We start from the raw sequence: 15,569 nt of genomic DNA, 5'->3' as shown, positions 1-15,569 counted from the left end.
CGGAACGCGGGGACGCGGCGCAGCCGGCCTGGTCAGCCGGCCTGCTCGGGGGTCAGCGTGGTCAGCGCCAGCGCATGGATCGCCCCGCCCATCAGCTCGCCCAGCGTCGCGTAGACCATGCGGTGGCGGGCCAGCGGCAGCTTGCCGGCAAACGCGGCGCTGACCACGGTCGCCTCGAAGTGCACGCCGTCGTCGCCCTGCACCTGCACGCGCGCGCCGGGCAGGCCGGCCTCGATCAGTTTACGGATGGTTTCGGCGTCCAACGGGCTTTCCTAATAAAATGATCGGCCATTCTACCCTCCGACCGGCATCCGCATGGCTGTATCGCCCCTGTCCCCTGACGCGATCGACGACGCCAGCCTGGTCGCCAGCGGCCGCCGCGTGGTCGAGATCGAGCAGGCCGCGCTGGGCGCGGTCGGCGCGCGCATCGGCGCCGCGTTCGCCGCCGCATGCCGGCTGATCCTGGCCTCGCGCGGACGCGTGGTCGCCACCGGCATGGGCAAGTCCGGGCACGTGGCGCGCAAGATCGCCGCCACCCTCGCCTCCACCGGCACCCCGGCGTTCTATGTGCATCCGGGCGAGGCCGGGCACGGCGACCTGGGCATGATCACCGATGCCGACGTGGTCCTGGCGCTGTCCTATTCCGGCGAGTCCGACGAGATCCTGATGCTGCTGCCGGTACTCAAGCGCCAGGGCAACGCGGTGATTGCGATGACCGGCCGCGCCCAGTCCACGCTGGCGCGCGAGGCCGACCTGCACCTGGACGTCAGCGTCCCGGCCGAGGCCTGCCCGCTGGACCTGGCGCCGACCTCCAGCACCACCGCCTCGCTGGCGCTGGGCGATGCGCTGGCGGTGGCGCTGCTGGACGCGCGCGGCTTCACCGCCGACGATTTCGCCCGCTCGCACCCGGCCGGCAGCCTGGGCCGGCGCCTGCTGCTGCACATCACCGATGTGATGCACGGCGGCGACGAACTGCCGCGGGTGCGCGAGGACGCCAGCCTCAGCGAGGCGCTGGTGGAGATGAGCCGCAAGCGCCTGGGCATGACCGCGGTGGTCGATGGCGACGGGCGCCTGCTCGGCCTGTTCACCGACGGCGACCTGCGCCGCACCCTGGACAGCGCGCTGGACGTGCGCCAGACCCGCATCGCCGAGGTGATGACCCGGCAGCCGCGCACGATCGGCGCCGACCAGCTCGCCGCCGAGGCCGCACGGCTGATGGAAACCTACAAGATCAACGGCTTGATCGTGGTCGATGGCGCCGGCCGCGCGGTCGGCGCGCTCAACATTCACGACCTGTTGCGCGCCAGAGTGGTTTAACAGCCTGAACTTGTTCACTGCCTGCCGGCGCCTTGCGCCGCTGGACCTGGCCTGCTGGAAAGCCGGCCTTCCCGCCCCGATATAGCGAACCATGCCCTATTCCCCGCTGGCCGACCTTTCCGCCGACCTGATCGACCGCGCCGCCCGCATCCGCCTGGCGTGCTTCGACGTGGACGGCACGCTGACCGACGGCCGCCTGTACTACGATCGCGACGGCAACGAGAGCAAGGCGTTCAACGTGCTCGACGGCCAGGGCCTGGTGCAGCTGCGCCGGCACGGCATCGAGGTGGCGCTGATCACCGCGCGGCCCAGCCTGGCCGCGGAGAAGCGCGGCCAGGAACTGGGCCTGCTGGTGCAGATCGGGGTCAAGGACAAGCGCGCCGGGGTGCAGGCGCTGTGCGAGGCACGCGGGCTGAGCCTGGAGCAGGTGTGCTTCATGGGCGACGACCTGCCGGATCTGGCGCCGCTGCGCGTGGTCGGCTTGGCGGTGGCGCCGGCCAATGCGCACCCGTGGACCGCCGAACACGCGCACTGGCTGACCCGCGCCCGCGGCGGCGAAGGTGCCGCACGCGAACTGTGCGACGTGCTGCTGGCCGCGCAAGGCCACGTTCCTTCCCTGCTGCAGGAGCATGGCGCATGAACTGGCGCACCTTTCTAGGGGGCCTGTTGCTGGTCGCGGCGCTGGTCAGCGGCTGGTCGGCCTGGCACCAGCGCAGCAAGCGGGTACCGAGCACCGACGCCGAGGCCCGCTCGGACTACATCGCGCATGATTTCCAGATCGTCGCGCTGGACAAGCAGGGCAAGGAGTCGATGACCCTGCGCGCGCCGCAGATGGAACGCAGCCGCGCCGACCAGACCATGGCGATCGAGACCCCGCTGTTCCTGCTGCCGGACGCCAATGGCCAGCACTGGGAAATGCGCAGCAAGACCGGCTGGGTCAGCGCCGACGGCAACGAACTGCGCCTGCGCGGCGACGTGGCCGGCGACAGCCCCAAGGTCCCCAGCATCCCGCCCACCACCTTCCGTACCCAGAGCCTGGACGTTTTCCCGCAGACCAGCACCGCGCGCACCGCCGAACCGGTCACCATGACCCGGCCCGGTATGATGCAGTCCGGCGTCGGCTTCGAAGTCGACTTGAAGTCCCGGCAGTACAAGCTCCTTTCACAGGTCAAGACCCGCTATGAACCGAACGCTGCCCGCTAAGCTCGCGCTGCTCGCCCTGCTGCTGCCCGCACTGGCGATGGCCAAGTCGTCCGATCGCAATCAGCCGATGGACATCACCTCCGCCAACCAGAGCGGCAACATGCTCGACGACAACGGCAAGATCCGTTACACGGGCAATGTCGTCATCATCCAGGGCACGCTCGAAATCCATGCCGATACCGCCGACCTGTTCCGCAAGGACGGCGAGATCGACCGCGTGGTGCTGACCGGCAAGCAGGCCACGTTGAAGCAGTTGATGGACGACGGCTCGCCGATGGATGCCGTGGCCGACAACATCGACTACAAGGTCGGCACCGACACCGTGGTGTTGACCGGCAACTACCGCATGACCTCGCCCAAGGGTACCAATGCCGGCCAGCGGATGGTCTACAACACCAAGACCGGCGACATGCAGGGCGGCGGCGATGGCACCCGCGTACACACGGTGATCCAGCCGAAGAACGCGCCGGCAGCCGGCGCCCCGGCTGCCGGCGCCAAGCCCGCCGCCAAACCGGCCGCCAAGCCCGCCGCGGCGCCGGCCAAGCCCACCACCCCGGCCAAGCAAGGGGGCCAGTGATGCTGCTCGCCGAAGGCCTGCGCAAGCGCTACAAGCAGCGCGAGGTCGTGCGCGAGTTCGCGCTGACCCTTGAGGCGGGCGAAGTGGTCGGCCTGCTCGGCCCGAACGGCGCCGGCAAGACCACCTGCTTCTACATGATCGTCGGCCTGGTCGAGGCCGATGCCGGGCGCATCGTGCTCGACGGCAACGACATCACCGCGCTGCCGATGTACAAGCGCGCCAAGCTCGGCGTCGGCTACCTGCCGCAGGAGCCGTCGGTGTTCCGCAAGCTCAGCGTGGCCGACAACATCCGCCTGGTGCTGGAACTGCGCGAAGACCTGGACGACGCCGGCCGCGAGCGCGAACTGTCCTCGCTGCTGGACGAACTGCAGATCGGCCACGTCGCCGAGCAGCTCGGCGCCAGCCTGTCCGGCGGCGAGCGCCGCCGCTGCGAGATCGCCCGCGCGCTGGCCGCCAAGCCGCGGCTGATGCTGCTCGACGAACCCTTCGCCGGCGTCGATCCGATTTCGGTCGGCGAGATCCAGCGCATCGTCACCCACCTCAAGCAACGCGGCATCGGCGTGCTCATCACCGACCACAACGTGCGCGAAACCTTGGGAATCTGCGACCGGGCGTATATCCTCAACGAAGGCAGCGTGCTGGCGCAGGGGGCGCCGGAAGCATTGCTGGCCGATAGCGACGTGCGCCGCGTCTACCTCGGGGAAACCTTCAGGCTCTGACCGCGCGGGCGTTGCGCCACGCCCTTTCCCGTTCGGCACAGGCATGAAAGCACGGCTGCAGACATCGCTGGGACAGCATCTGGTCATGACGCCGCAGTTGCGGCAGGCGATCAAGCTGTTGCAGATGTCCAGCGCCGAGCTGGAAGTGGAGATCGCCGAGGCGGTGGAGAGCAATCCGCTGCTGGAATGGGCCGAAGACGCCGTGCCCACGCTCGATGTCGCCGGCGCCGGCAGCGCCGAAGGCGAGGCCGAGGTCGTGCCGCCGGCCGGCGATACGCTGGACAACGTTCCGCAGCACGACGGCGACGACTGGTCCGATGCCGAGCCGGCCTGGAGCAGCGGCGGCGGCGGCTCGTTCGACGACGACGACGACATGGGCAGCGCCGCCGAGCGCGTCGCCGAACCCGATACGCTGATCGACCACCTGCTGTGGCAGTTGCACCTGTCGCACCTGTCGCCGCGCGACCGCAGTATCGGCGCGGCGCTGGTCGACGCGCTCGACGACGACGGCTACCTGCGCGAACCGCTGGCCACGATCGCCGAGACGCTGCAGCCGGACATCCTCGCTGAGGAGGAGGAAATTCTCACCGTGCTGCACCAGATCCAGCGCTTCGACCCGGTCGGCATCGCCGCGCGCACGCTGGGCGAATGCCTGAACCTGCAGCTGGACGTGCTGCCCACGGACACGCCTGGGCTGGAGCTGGCGCGCACGATTGCCAACGGACCGCTGGAGAAACTGCCGCGCAGCGGCATCGCCGGCATCGCCCACGACCTCAAGCGCCCGGCCTCGGCGGTGGAGACCGCGGTCACTCTGCTGCGCTCGCTGGACCCGCGCCCGGGCAAGCAGGTCGGCGAACTCAGCGCCGACACCTACGTGGTGCCCGACTGCGTGGTGTGGCGCCAGCGCGGCATCTGGCATGCGGCGCTGGCCGGGCACGCGCGGCCCAAGGTCACCATCCACCGCGGCTACGAACAGCTGATCCGCCAATGCGGCGAGAGCGACGCCGGCTACCTGCGCGGCCAGCTGCAGGAAGCGCGCTGGCTGCTGAAGAGCCTGGAGGCGCGCGGCGAGACCCTGCTCAAGGTGACCCGCTGCCTGCTGCGCCAGCAGGCCGGCTTCCTCGAATTCGGCGAGCAGGCGCTGCGCCCGCTGACCCTGCGCGAGATCGCCGGCGAACTGGGCCTGCACGAGAGCACCATCTCCCGCGCCATCGCCCGCAAGTACGTGCGCACCCCGCGCGGCACCATCCCGCTGCGCGCCTTCTTCGCCTCGGGCATCGACACCGACAGCGGCGGCGAAGCCTCCAGCACCGCCATTCAGGCGATGCTGCGGCGCCTGATCGACGCCGAGAACCCGCGCAAGCCGCTTTCTGACGCCAAGCTGGCCGAGCTGCTGAAAGGCGCCGGCGTGCCTGTAGCGCGGCGCACGGTTGCGAAGTATCGTGAGGCCATGAACATTTCCGCTTCCCACGAACGCGTCCGCATCGGTTGAGCGTCGGCGGCAAGCGGAAATGGTTCATAAGGTGAATCCCGAACCAAGGAGTATCCGATGCGTATCGAGACCTACGGCCAGCAGATCGAAGTCACCCCCGCCTTGCGCGAGTACGTGGAGACCAAGCTCCAGCGGCTGAAGCGGCATTACGAGGAAACCATCGAGGTCCGCGCCCAGCTGGCGCTGCGCAAGCCCGACCATCACGTCGAGGCCACCGTCAACGTTCCCGGCCGCACTCTGCATGCCGATGCCAGCGCGCAGACCATGTACGCGGCGATCGACCTGCTCGCCGACAAGCTCGACCGGCTGATCATCAAGCACAAGGAAAAGAAACAGGACCACCACGCGGCCGAGGTGCGCGACAATATCGTGTGATCCTGCACACCTCGCTCCTGCCATGCCCTTGACCGATCCATGCCTCTGACCGAGCTGTTAGCGGCCGTCCGCACCCAGGTGCTGCCGGCCGCCGATCGCGACACCTTGCTGCGTACCGCTGCCGGCCTGCTGGCCTGTCCGCAGGCCGGTTGTGACGAACTCTTCGCCAGCCTGCGCGAGCGCGAACGGCTCGGCAGCACCGCCATCGGCCATGGCATCGCCATCCCGCACGGCCGCGCCCCGCATCTCGATGCCCCGCGCGGCGCCCTGCTGCGCCTGGAGCAGCCGATCGACTTCGACGGCCACGGCAGCCAAGTCGACCTGATCTTCGCCATGGCCGTGCCGGCGCACTACACCCACCAACATCTGATGCTGCTGTCGGAACTGGCCGAACAGTTCTCCGACGAGGGCTTCCGCGCCGCGCTGCGCCGCGCTCCCGACGCTGCCGCGCTGCACGACCTGCTCGGCGGCGCTCCCCAGGCCAGCGCCGCATGAGCATGAACACCAGCATCACCGCCCGCGAACTGTTCGACCAGCAACGCGACCGGCTCGGCCTGCGCTGGCTGGGCGGGCACAAGGGCGAGCACCGCGAGCTGGAAGCCGGCAACGCGGTGTCGCGGCGCCCGTCGCTGGCCGGCTACCTCAATACGATCTACCCGAACAAGGTGCAGATCCTCGGCACCGAGGAACTGGCCTGGCTGGATTCGCTGGATGCGCGCCAGCGCTGGGAGACCATCGAGAAGATCGTGCAGGTGCGGCCGCTGGCGCTGGTGATCACCAAGAACCAGTCGTGCCCGGAAGACTTGCGGGCGGCCGCCGACGAATCCGACACGCCGCTGTGGGGCTCGCCCAAGCGCGGCCACGAACTGCTCAACCACCTCTCCTACCACCTGGCGCGCACGCTGGCGCCGCGGGTGATCCTGCACGGGGTGTTCATGGAGATCTACTCGATCGGCGTGCTGGTCACCGGCGAGGCCGGCTCCGGAAAGAGCGAGCTGGCGCTGGAACTGCTCAGCCGCGGCCATCGGCTGGTCGCCGACGACGCCCCGGAATTCACCCAGATCGCCCCCGACGTGCTCGACGGCACCTGCCCGGAACTGCTGCAGGACCTGCTGGAAGTGCGCGGCCTGGGCGTGCTCAACGTGCGCGACATGTTCGGTGACACCGCTGTAAAGAAGAACAAGTATCTTCGCCTGATCGTGCACCTGACCCGGCCCATGACCGAACCGACCCCGTATGGCTACGAGCGCCTGACCGGCGATTCCGGCACCCGCCACGTGCTCGACCTGGACGTGCCGCTGATCACCCTGCCGGTAATGCCCGGGCGCAATCTGGCGGTGCTGACCGAAGCCGCCACGCGCCTGCACATCCTGCGCACCAAGGGCATCGACCCGGCGGCGATGTTCATCGCCCGCCACAGCAACCTGCTCGAACGGCGCACGTCATGAACGCGGTGGCGAACACCTCCACCCTGGTGATCGTCAGCGGCCTGTCCGGCTCGGGCAAATCGGTGGCGCTGAAGACCTTCGAGGACCTGGACTACTACTGCGTCGACAACCTGCCGCTGGAATTGCTGCCGGCCTTCGTCAAGAGCCTGGTGCGCGACGACGTCGGCCCCGGCAAGCTGGCGGTGGGCATCGACGTGCGCAGCCGTCACAGCGACCTGGCGCAGCTGACGCGCTGGCGCGAGGCGGTGGCGCAGTTCGGCCTGGACGCGCGGCTGCTGTTCTTCGACGCCACCGACGAGGCGCTGATCAAGCGCTATGCCGACACCCGCCGCCGGCATCCGCTGTCGCACCTGGGCCTGTCGCTGCCCGAGGCGATCGAGCGCGAGCGCGCGCTGACCGAACCGCTGCGCCGCGAGGCCGACGCGGTGATCGACACCAGCGCGCTCAACGTGCACCAGCTGCGCCGGCGGGTGACCACCGAATTCGCGCTGACCCACGAGAACAGCCTGTCGCTGCTGTTCGAATCCTTCGCCTACCGGCGCGGGGTGCCGGCCGAAGCCGACTTCGTGTTCGACGCGCGGGTGCTGCCCAATCCGCACTGGGATCCGCAACTGCGGCCGCTGACCGGCCGCGACAGCGACGTGCGCGACTACCTGGACGCGCAGCCGGAGGTGCAGCAATACACCGCGCAGATCATCGGCTTCCTCGACACCTGGCTGCCGCGGCTGCGCAACGACACCCGCAGCTACGTCACCATCGCCTTCGGCTGCACCGGCGGCAAGCACCGCTCGGTGTACCTGGCCGAACGCCTGGCCCGCCACGCGCGCGAACAGGGCTGGCCAGAAGTGGCGACGTTTCATCGGGAGCAGGATTGAGGGGACTCGGGACTCGGGACTCGGAAAAGCGAAGAGCGCCTGAGCGCAGACAACGCTCACACTCACACTCACGATCGAGTCCCGAGTCCCGAGTCCCGGGTCCCGGGTCCCGGGTCCCGAACCATTCCCTGCGCCCTGCGCGACCTGTTAACGTTCTCCCATGGCCTGTGGCATTCTCCTGATTACTCATCCCGGTGTGGGCGCGTCGCTGTTGAACGTGGCCACCGGACTGTTGCGGCAGTTGCCGCTGAAGACCGAAGCGTTCGAAGTGCCGCTGGATGCAGATCTGGACGCGCTGCTGCCGCAGGCGTCTGCGGCGTTGCGGCGGGTCGATGACGGCGCCGGCGTGCTGGTCGTCACCGACCTGTACGGCGCCAGCCCGAGCAACCTGGCGGCGAAACTCGCGCGCCTGGGCACCCCCGTGCGGCGCGTCTCGGCGCTGAGCCTGCCGATGCTGCTGCGGATCATGAACTACCCCGAACAGGGACTGGACCAGTTGCCCGCGACCGCGGCCGCTGGCTCGCGCAACGGCGTGGTGATCGACGATGCTTGAACGCGAACTCATCGTCTCCAACCGCCTGGGCCTGCATGCGCGCGCAACCGCCAAGCTGGTGCAGATGCTGTCCTCGTTCCGCTGCAACGCCACGCTGGCGGCCAAGGGCCGCGAGGTCAACGCCAAGAGCATCATGGGGGTGATGCTGCTGGCTGCCGCGCAAGGCACGCCGGTGACGGTGCGGGTGGACGGCGCCGACGAAGCCGACGCGCTGGAGGCCGTGGTCGGCCTGTTTGAGCGGCGCTTCGACGAGGACAGCTGAGCATGCAGCGCCGGCCGCCGCAGGCGACGACGCGGCCGTGCCGAGGCGGGGGCGCGCGGTGAGCCTGCGCATCGACGGCCACGGCGCCTCGCGCGGCAACGCGCTGGGCCGCGCACGCGTGCGCCTGCCGCACGCGCTGGACGTGGCCGAACAACGCATCGGCGCCGCGCAGATTCCCGAGGAACTGGAACGCCTGCACCTGGCGGTGAACGCCGCGCGCGAGGAAATGCACGGCCTGCGCCAGCGCCTGCACGGCGCCCTGGCCAAGGAGGTCGGCGAGTTCCTCGACCTGCACGCGCTGCTGCTCGACGACCCGGAACTGCTGCACGGCCTGGACGAACTGATCCGCACCGGCCGCTACAGCGCCGACTATGCCTTGCGCCTGCAGCGCGACCGCCTGGCGACCGTGTTCGACGCCATGGAAGACGCCTACCTGAAAAGCCGCATGGACGATCTGGACCATGTGATCGGGCGCATCCATGCGTTCCTGCAGAAGCGCCAGCCCGACAGCGCCGGCCTGGCCGGCGAGATACTGGTATGCGAGAACGTGGCGCCGTCGGAACTGGCGCAACTGCAGGCGCAGGGCGTGGTCGGCATCGTCACCAGCGTCGGCAGCGCGCTGTCGCACAGCGCGATCCTGGCGCGCAGCCTGCACCTGCCGCTGGTGGTCGGCGTCGCCGATGCGCTGCAGAAGATCAACGACGGCGACGTGCTGATCGTGGACGGGGTACGCGGCGCGGTGATCGTCGAGCCCACCCCCGACGACCTGCGCGACTACCGTACCCGCGTGCGCGACCAGGCCAGGCTGCAACGCGGCCTCGGCAAGCTGCGCTCCAAACCCAGCCGCACCCGCGACGGGGTCGATATCGTGCTGCTGGCCAATGCCGAGTCGCGCGACGACGTGGCCCGCGCGCATGCGCTGGGCGCCGACGGCCTGGGCCTGTACCGCACCGAATTCCTGTTCCTGCAGCGCGACGCGCTGCCCGACGAGGAAGAGCAGTTCCGCACCTACCGCGACGCGGTGCTCGGCATGAGCGGGCGGCCGGTGACCATCCGCACCCTGGATCTGGGCGCGGACAAGGCCGACCGCACCGGTCTGACCATGAGCAACGAGCAGAACCCGGCGCTGGGCCTGCGCGGGGTGCGCCTGTCGCTGGCCAGGCCCAAGGTCTCGGACACGCAACTGCGCGCGCTCCTGCGCGCCTCCGGCTACGGCCCGGTGCGCGTGCTGCTGCCGATGATCAGCGCGCGCGAGGAGATCATGGCGATGCGCCGCCATCTCAAGCGCATCGCGGCGCAGCTGCGCCGCGAAGGCCACGCCATCGCCGAACAGGTGCAGCTCGGCGCGATGATCGAGGTGCCGGCCGCGGCGATCGCGCTGGACACCTTTATCGACGCCATCGACTTCCTGTCGATCGGCACCAACGACCTGGTGCAATACCTGCTCGCCGCCGATCGCAACAACGAAGCGCTGGGCGAGCTGTATTCGCCGCTGCACCCGGCGGTGCTGCGCCTGATCGCGCAGGTCATCGCCACCGGTCAGGCCCACGCCAAGCCGGTGGCGGTGTGCGGCGAAATCGCCGGCGACCCGGCGCTGACCCCGATCCTGCTGGCGCTGGGCCTGCGCGAGTTCAGCCTGCACCCGGCGACGCTGCTGGAAGTGCGCCGGGTGATCCGCGACACCGACCTGCAGGCGCTGCGCCTGCGCGGCGCGAAGCTGCTGCAGGCGCGGGATCGGAAGGGGATCGAGCGGTGGAGCCGGGACGCGGGACCCGGGACCCGGGACCCGGGAACTTGATCGCGAGTGCAAGCGTTCTCTGCGCTACGACAAAAAAAGCACCACGCACCGACCTGCAGCATCGGCGCAGCGAATCCCCCATCGCCATCGGCAACCCGCTGTTGCTGTCGCCTTTCCGCGTCCCGGCTCCACACCGCTGTGCTTCCCGCAACATGCAGGCGATAATGTCGCGATGAACATCTGATCCACCGCACGCCGTCGGCGCGCGGCCTTCCACTTTCAGGAGCAGCGCATGGCCGATGCCGTCCGCCACGACAAGACCGCGCGGCAGTTGCGTTTGCTGTCCGATGCGCTGGACAGCGGGCGCCTGGGCCCGGTGCGGCGGCTGGTCAATACGCTGGCGCCGGCCGAGATCGGCAACCTGCTCGAGTCGCTGCCGCCCGGCAAGCGCGTGGTGGTGTGGGGCCTGGTCGATCCGGAAGACGACGGCGAGGTGCTGCTGCACGTCGGCGAGGAAGTGCGCGAAAGCCTGCTTGCGGACATGGACCCGGACGAGATCGTCGCCGCGGTCGAAGACCTGGACATCGACGACCTGGCCAACCTGGTCGAGGATCTGCCCGACACGGTCATCGACGAAGTGCTCAAGTCGATGGACCGCGAGAACCGCGAACGCCTGGAGCAGGTGCTGTCCTATCCCGAGGACAGCGCCGGGCGCCTGATGAACCCGGACGTGGTCACCGTGCGCGCCGACGTCAACGTCGACGTGGTGCTGCGCTACCTGCGCCTGCGCGGCGAACTGCCCGACCACACTGATCACCTGTTCGTGGTCAGCCGCCGCCACCAGTACCTGGGCCGGGTGTCGCTGGCCGCGCTGGTCACCCACGAGGATTCCACCCCGATCAACCGGCTGATCGACGACGAGCAGCCGGCCATCGACGTGGGCGAAGGCGCCGACGAGGTCGCGCGGCAGTTCTCAGACCACGACTGGATCTCCGCGCCGGTAGTGGACGACAACAACATCCTGCTTGGCCGCATCACCATCGACGACGTGGTCGACATCATCCGCGACCAGGCCGAGCACCAGGCGATGAGCGCCGCCGGCCTGGACGAGGACGAGGACATGTTCAGCCCGGTGCGGCGCGCGTTCCGGCGCCGCCTGCTGTGGCTGACCATCAACCTCGGCACCGCGTTCATCGCCTCCAGCGTGGTCAGCCAGTTCGAGGGCACCATTTCCAAACTGGTGGCGCTGGCCGCGCTGATGCCGATCGTCGCCGGCATGGGCGGCAACGCCGGCACCCAGGTGCTGGCGCTGATGGTGCGCGGCCTGGCGCTGGGCCAGATCGGCGCCTCCAACTTCGCCGTGCTGCTGCGCAAGGAACTGGCGGTAGCGCTGATCAACGGCCTGGCGCTGGGCATCGGCCTGGGCCTGATCGTGCTGGCGTGGTTCAAGCAGCCGCTGCTGTCGCTGGTGATCGGCTCGGCGCTGACCATCAATCTGCTCACCGCCGCGCTCGGCGGCGTGCTGGTGCCGCTGACGCTCAAGCGCCTTGGCTTCGATCCGGCGCTGGCCGGCGGGGTGATCCTGACCACCTTGACCGACGTGATGGGCTTCCTCAGTTTCCTCGGCCTGGCCACGCTGGTGCTGCTGTAGCCCGATCCAGGTGGCCTGCGCATTGCCGCGCAGCGCACCTGTATCGGCTGTCCCGCCAGCGCCTGCCGGGCCGCGCCGACCCGCCCGCGCAAGCAGGAACGCCGCGCGGCCAGCGCCTGACTGGCGCATGTCCGGCACCCGGCCCTGGCAGCACGCCGCTCTGTCGCCGAAGCGCCGGGACGCCGATACTGGGACTCTCCACCGCCGAGAGCCGCCCATGTCGATGCGTTCGTTGCTGATGCTGCTGTGCCTGTCGATGGTCGGTTGCAGCAGCCTGCCCAGCGACCCGGCCAGCGGCCATTTCGTGTCGCGCCAGCTGACCGTAGGCGGCCGCCTGTACCGCTACCAGGTGTTCGTGCCGGCGCCGCCGTTGCGCCAGGGTCCGCTGCCGGTGGTGCTGTTCCTGCACGGTTCCGGCGAGCGCGGCAGCGACGGCCGGCAGCAGGCCGATTCAGGCGTGGGTTCGTACCTGCGCCGCCATCTGGCCGACTTCCCGGCGCTGGTGGTGATGCCGCAGGTGCCGGACGATGAGGAATGGAACGGGATCAACGCGACCATGGCGCTGCAGGCGCTGGACGCGGCCAGCACCGAATTCAACGGCGACCCGCAGCGCACCTATCTGACCGGCATGTCGATGGGCGGCTACGGCACCTGGGAAATCGCGCTGCAGCAGCCGCAGCGCTTCGCCGCGCTGGTGCCGGTGTGCGGCGCGATCCTGTCCCCGCACGAGGACCGCGAGTACCTGGTGGTGACCCCGGTGGCAGAGCTGTCCGATCCCTACACCGCGCTGGCCGAGCGCCTGCAGCGGATCCCGGTGTGGATCTTCCACGGCGCCGAGGACGACGTGGTGCTGCCGCACGACGACCGCAAGATCTACCGCGCGTTCAAGAATCTGGATGCCGACGTGCGCTATACCGAATACCCCGAAGGCAATCACAACGCCTGGGACGCCACCTACCGCAACCCGAAGATGTGGCAATGGCTGTTCGCGCAGAAGCGCGGCGCCGACACCGCCGACGCGGCGCCGGAAACCGCGACCGGCGGCAGCTGAGCCGGCGCCACAGACCGGTCCGGTTTCCAGCCCTTCACGCCCCTGTAGGAGCGGCTTCAGCCGCGACCGAACCCGTCCCACCAACGGCAGCATCCGGACCGGGTTGCGTCAGACGCTGGCGGCGCCGAGCCAGGCAAAGGCAGGACAGCAGCGGCCGCCAGCCGACAGCGCCCAAGGCGCCTGAACGCTGCCGCGGCGCGCACGCTCGGCCGCGCCGCATCCACGCGCGCGGCAAAACCGCGTACAGTCCGCGCTCGCTCCCTCCCGCGCCGCCCATGGCAACCGACCCCATCTTCGCCCACGCCGACTTCCTCGCCCGGCTGCAACGCCTGGACCCGAGCGCCGCCGGCCTCGCCGATGCCGCGATCCCGCCATTGCTGAGCGCCACCTCCGATCCCGCCGCACCCTGGCGGCTCAGCGACAGCGGACAATGGCTGCTGCAGTTGCTGCAGGCCAAGCAGGCGCTGCTGCAGGCCACGCACGCCACCACGCGATCCGCCGATGCCCTGCGCCGCGACCAGAAGTTCGCGCCGCCGGGACGGCCATCGCTGCACCTGGTGCAGTTGCGCCAGCAGCAGGCAGCCGCGCAGCAGGCGACGCGGCGTGCAAAGCAGGACTTCGCGCAGGCCGCGGCCGGCTTCGTCCGCAGTGCCGGCCTGTCGCCGCCGGCCAGGCTGGGTCTGAGCGACTTTTTGCAAGGGTGGATCGATCGGTACGTACCGTAGCGGGACTTCGGGACTCGGCAGGAGCATGACGGCTCAAGCATCGTGTGCAAAGCGCAATCGCGGCCTATCCGCTCCCCCTTGCCGCTTCTCCGGGTCCCGGGTCCCGAGTCCCCCAGCTTGCTATCCTTGCCAGCCTTTTTCTCCCACGCCGCCGCACGCGCCGATTGCCCCCATGTCCAGCCTTCCCCACGCGTCCGCCGCGGACCGCGCCACCACCCTCGCCAACCGCCGCGCGCCGGCGCCCTGCCCGACCGCACTGGCGGCATGCGCATGCTGAGCGGACACGCGGCCAATGTCGCCACCTGGAGCATCTGCGCCGCGGCCACCGCCGCGGTGATCACGCGGCCGTTCAAGCTGCCCGAGGCACTGTGGGCGGTGGGCGGCGCGCTGCTGCTGCTGCTGCTCGGGCTGATGCCCGGCGCCGAGGCCTGGCACGCGGTGCTGAAGGGCTACGACGTCTACCTGTTCCTGATCGGGATGATGCTGCTGTCGGAAACCGCGCGCGCCGAAGGCCTGTTCGACTGGGTGGCGATGCACGCGGTGAACCTCGCCAAGGGCTCGCCGCGGCGCTTGTTCGCGGTGGTGTTCGGGGTCGGCATCGTGGTCACCGCGTTCCTGTCCAACGACGCCACCGCGGTGGTGCTGACCCCGGCGGTGTACGCGGCTGCGCGCAAGGCCGGGGCCAAGCCGCTGCCGATGCTGTTCGCCTGCGCGCTGATCGCCAACGCCGCCAGCTTCGTGCTGCCGATCTCCAATCCCGCCAACCTGGTGCTGTACGGCGGCACCATGCCGACGCTGGGCGCATGGATGGCCGCCTTCGCGCTGCCCTCGCTGCTGGCGATCACGGTCACCTTCGGCATGCTGTACTGGGCCGAGCGCAAGGACCTGCGCGGGCGCTGCGCCGAACGCGTGGACACGGTGCCGCTGAGCCGCGGCGGCGCGTTCGCGCTGGCCGGCATCCTCGTCACCGCGGCGCTGCTGGTCGGCGTGTCCGCGCTGGGACGCGACCTCGGCCTGCCCACCTGCCTGGCCGGCCTGGCCACGCTGGCGGCGGTGTGCCTGGGCGGCCGGCAATCGCCGCTGCCGCTGGCCAAGGCGGTGTCGTGGGCGGTGCTGCCGCTGGTAGCCGGGCTGTTCGTGCTGGTCGAGGCCCTGTCGCGCACTGGCGTCATCGCCTGGCTCGCGCAGTCGCTGTCCGCCGCCGCCGCGCAGTCGCCGGTGGCCACCGCCGGCGCGGCCGGCACGCTGCTGGCGTTCGCCTCCAACCTGATGAACAACCTGCCGGCCGGCCTGATCGCCAGCACCACCATCGCCCAGGCGCATCCACCGCAACTGGTCGTCGATGCGTTGCTGATCGGCGTGGACCTCGGACCGAACCTGTCGATCACCGGCTCGCTAGCCACCATCCTGTGGCTGACCGCGATCCGCCGCGAAGGCGAGGACGTGGGCTTCTGGCGCTTCCTGAAAGTCGGCGCGCTGGTGATGCCGCCGGCGCTGCTGTGCGCACTGGGCGCGCGGCTGTTGCTGGGCTGAGCCGTGCCCGCTTTTGTGTAGGAGCGGCTTCAGCCGCGACGAACGTGAGC

Annotated in this window: 18 protein-coding genes; 17 read left to right on the top strand and 1 reads right to left on the bottom strand. The window is 69.8% G+C overall.

Going from position 1 to position 15,569, the window contains the following annotated elements; translation table 11 throughout:
• Positions 1-32 precede the first annotated feature (32 nt).
• Entirely contained in the window at positions 33-263 is a 231-nt protein-coding gene (locus ISN38_RS16600; RefSeq protein ID WP_003478139.1) for a BolA family protein, read from the bottom strand.
• A 52-nt stretch (positions 264-315) separates the two neighbouring features.
• On the opposite strand from ISN38_RS16600, the gene ISN38_RS16595 reads away from it, so the two are divergent.
• The 17 genes from ISN38_RS16595 to ISN38_RS16515 all read left to right on the top strand — a co-directional run bounded on the left by ISN38_RS16595 (position 316) and on the right by ISN38_RS16515 (position 15,519).
• Positions 316-1,317 (top strand): KpsF/GutQ family sugar-phosphate isomerase, encoded by a 1,002-nt coding sequence (locus tag ISN38_RS16595; protein WP_004425847.1) that lies wholly within the window; start codon positions 316-318, stop codon positions 1,315-1,317.
• A 91-nt stretch (positions 1,318-1,408) separates the two neighbouring features.
• Positions 1,409-1,957: a KdsC family phosphatase gene (locus tag ISN38_RS16590; protein WP_003478135.1), complete on the top strand. Its 549-nt coding sequence runs from the start codon at positions 1,409-1,411 to the stop codon at positions 1,955-1,957.
• Positions 1,954-2,520 (top strand): LPS export ABC transporter periplasmic protein LptC, encoded by a 567-nt coding sequence (lptC, locus tag ISN38_RS16585; protein ID WP_004425846.1) that lies wholly within the window; start codon positions 1,954-1,956, stop codon positions 2,518-2,520. Before ISN38_RS16590 ends, lptC begins: the two co-directional genes overlap by 4 nt.
• Positions 2,498-3,097, top strand: coding sequence for a lipopolysaccharide transport periplasmic protein LptA (gene lptA / locus ISN38_RS16580; protein WP_004425843.1), 600 nt, complete (start codon positions 2,498-2,500; stop codon positions 3,095-3,097). The genes lptC and lptA overlap by 23 nt, the downstream gene beginning before the upstream one ends.
• Positions 3,097-3,816, top strand: a complete 720-nt coding sequence (gene lptB / locus ISN38_RS16575) for an LPS export ABC transporter ATP-binding protein (protein WP_003478130.1) — start codon at positions 3,097-3,099, stop codon at positions 3,814-3,816. Before lptA ends, lptB begins: the two co-directional genes overlap by 1 nt.
• Positions 3,817-3,859: 43 nt before the next feature.
• Entirely contained in the window at positions 3,860-5,308 is a 1,449-nt protein-coding gene (locus tag ISN38_RS16570) for an RNA polymerase factor sigma-54 (RefSeq protein WP_004425841.1), read from the top strand.
• Positions 5,309-5,365: 57 nt separating this feature from the next.
• Positions 5,366-5,683: a ribosome hibernation-promoting factor, HPF/YfiA family gene (hpf, locus tag ISN38_RS16565; protein WP_003478125.1), complete on the top strand. Its 318-nt coding sequence runs from the start codon at positions 5,366-5,368 to the stop codon at positions 5,681-5,683.
• A 39-nt stretch (positions 5,684-5,722) separates the two neighbouring features.
• Positions 5,723-6,178 carry a PTS sugar transporter subunit IIA gene (locus tag ISN38_RS16560; RefSeq protein ID WP_004425837.1) on the top strand — a complete coding sequence of 152 codons (456 nt, stop codon included), beginning with the start codon at positions 5,723-5,725 and terminating at the stop codon, positions 6,176-6,178.
• Positions 6,179-6,180: 2 nt separating this feature from the next.
• Complete coding sequence (gene hprK / locus ISN38_RS16555) at positions 6,181-7,131, top strand: HPr(Ser) kinase/phosphatase (protein WP_058358525.1); 951 nt, start codon at positions 6,181-6,183, stop codon at positions 7,129-7,131.
• On the top strand, positions 7,128-8,006 hold the full coding sequence (gene rapZ / locus ISN38_RS16550; protein WP_058358526.1) for an RNase adapter RapZ: 879 nt from the start codon (positions 7,128-7,130) through the stop codon (positions 8,004-8,006). The genes hprK and rapZ overlap by 4 nt, the downstream gene beginning before the upstream one ends.
• A gap of 160 nt (positions 8,007-8,166) precedes the next feature.
• Positions 8,167-8,559, top strand: a complete 393-nt coding sequence (locus ISN38_RS16545; RefSeq protein WP_003478117.1) for a PTS sugar transporter subunit IIA — start codon at positions 8,167-8,169, stop codon at positions 8,557-8,559.
• Positions 8,552-8,821: an HPr family phosphocarrier protein gene (locus ISN38_RS16540; RefSeq protein WP_003478115.1), complete on the top strand. Its 270-nt coding sequence runs from the start codon at positions 8,552-8,554 to the stop codon at positions 8,819-8,821. The genes ISN38_RS16545 and ISN38_RS16540 overlap by 8 nt, the downstream gene beginning before the upstream one ends.
• 58 nt (positions 8,822-8,879) lie before the next feature.
• Positions 8,880-10,619 (top strand): phosphoenolpyruvate--protein phosphotransferase, encoded by a 1,740-nt coding sequence (gene ptsP / locus ISN38_RS16535; RefSeq protein ID WP_004425829.1) that lies wholly within the window; start codon positions 8,880-8,882, stop codon positions 10,617-10,619.
• Between the two features lie 232 nt (positions 10,620-10,851).
• On the top strand, positions 10,852-12,210 hold the full coding sequence (mgtE, locus tag ISN38_RS16530) for a magnesium transporter (protein WP_003478109.1): 1,359 nt from the start codon (positions 10,852-10,854) through the stop codon (positions 12,208-12,210).
• Positions 12,211-12,427: 217 nt separating this feature from the next.
• Positions 12,428-13,261, top strand: coding sequence for a carboxylesterase family protein (locus tag ISN38_RS16525; protein WP_004425824.1), 834 nt, complete (start codon positions 12,428-12,430; stop codon positions 13,259-13,261).
• A 275-nt stretch (positions 13,262-13,536) separates the two neighbouring features.
• Positions 13,537-13,986: a hypothetical protein gene (locus ISN38_RS16520; RefSeq protein WP_004425822.1), complete on the top strand. Its 450-nt coding sequence runs from the start codon at positions 13,537-13,539 to the stop codon at positions 13,984-13,986.
• A gap of 264 nt (positions 13,987-14,250) precedes the next feature.
• On the top strand, positions 14,251-15,519 hold the full coding sequence (locus ISN38_RS16515; protein ID WP_004425821.1) for an arsenic transporter: 1,269 nt from the start codon (positions 14,251-14,253) through the stop codon (positions 15,517-15,519).
• Positions 15,520-15,569 lie beyond the last annotated feature (50 nt).

The organism is Xanthomonas translucens pv. undulosa (genome assembly GCF_017301775.1).
Classification (GTDB): domain Bacteria; phylum Pseudomonadota; class Gammaproteobacteria; order Xanthomonadales; family Xanthomonadaceae; genus Xanthomonas_A; species Xanthomonas_A translucens.
This window is presented reverse-complemented; position numbering and strand designations above follow the sequence as displayed.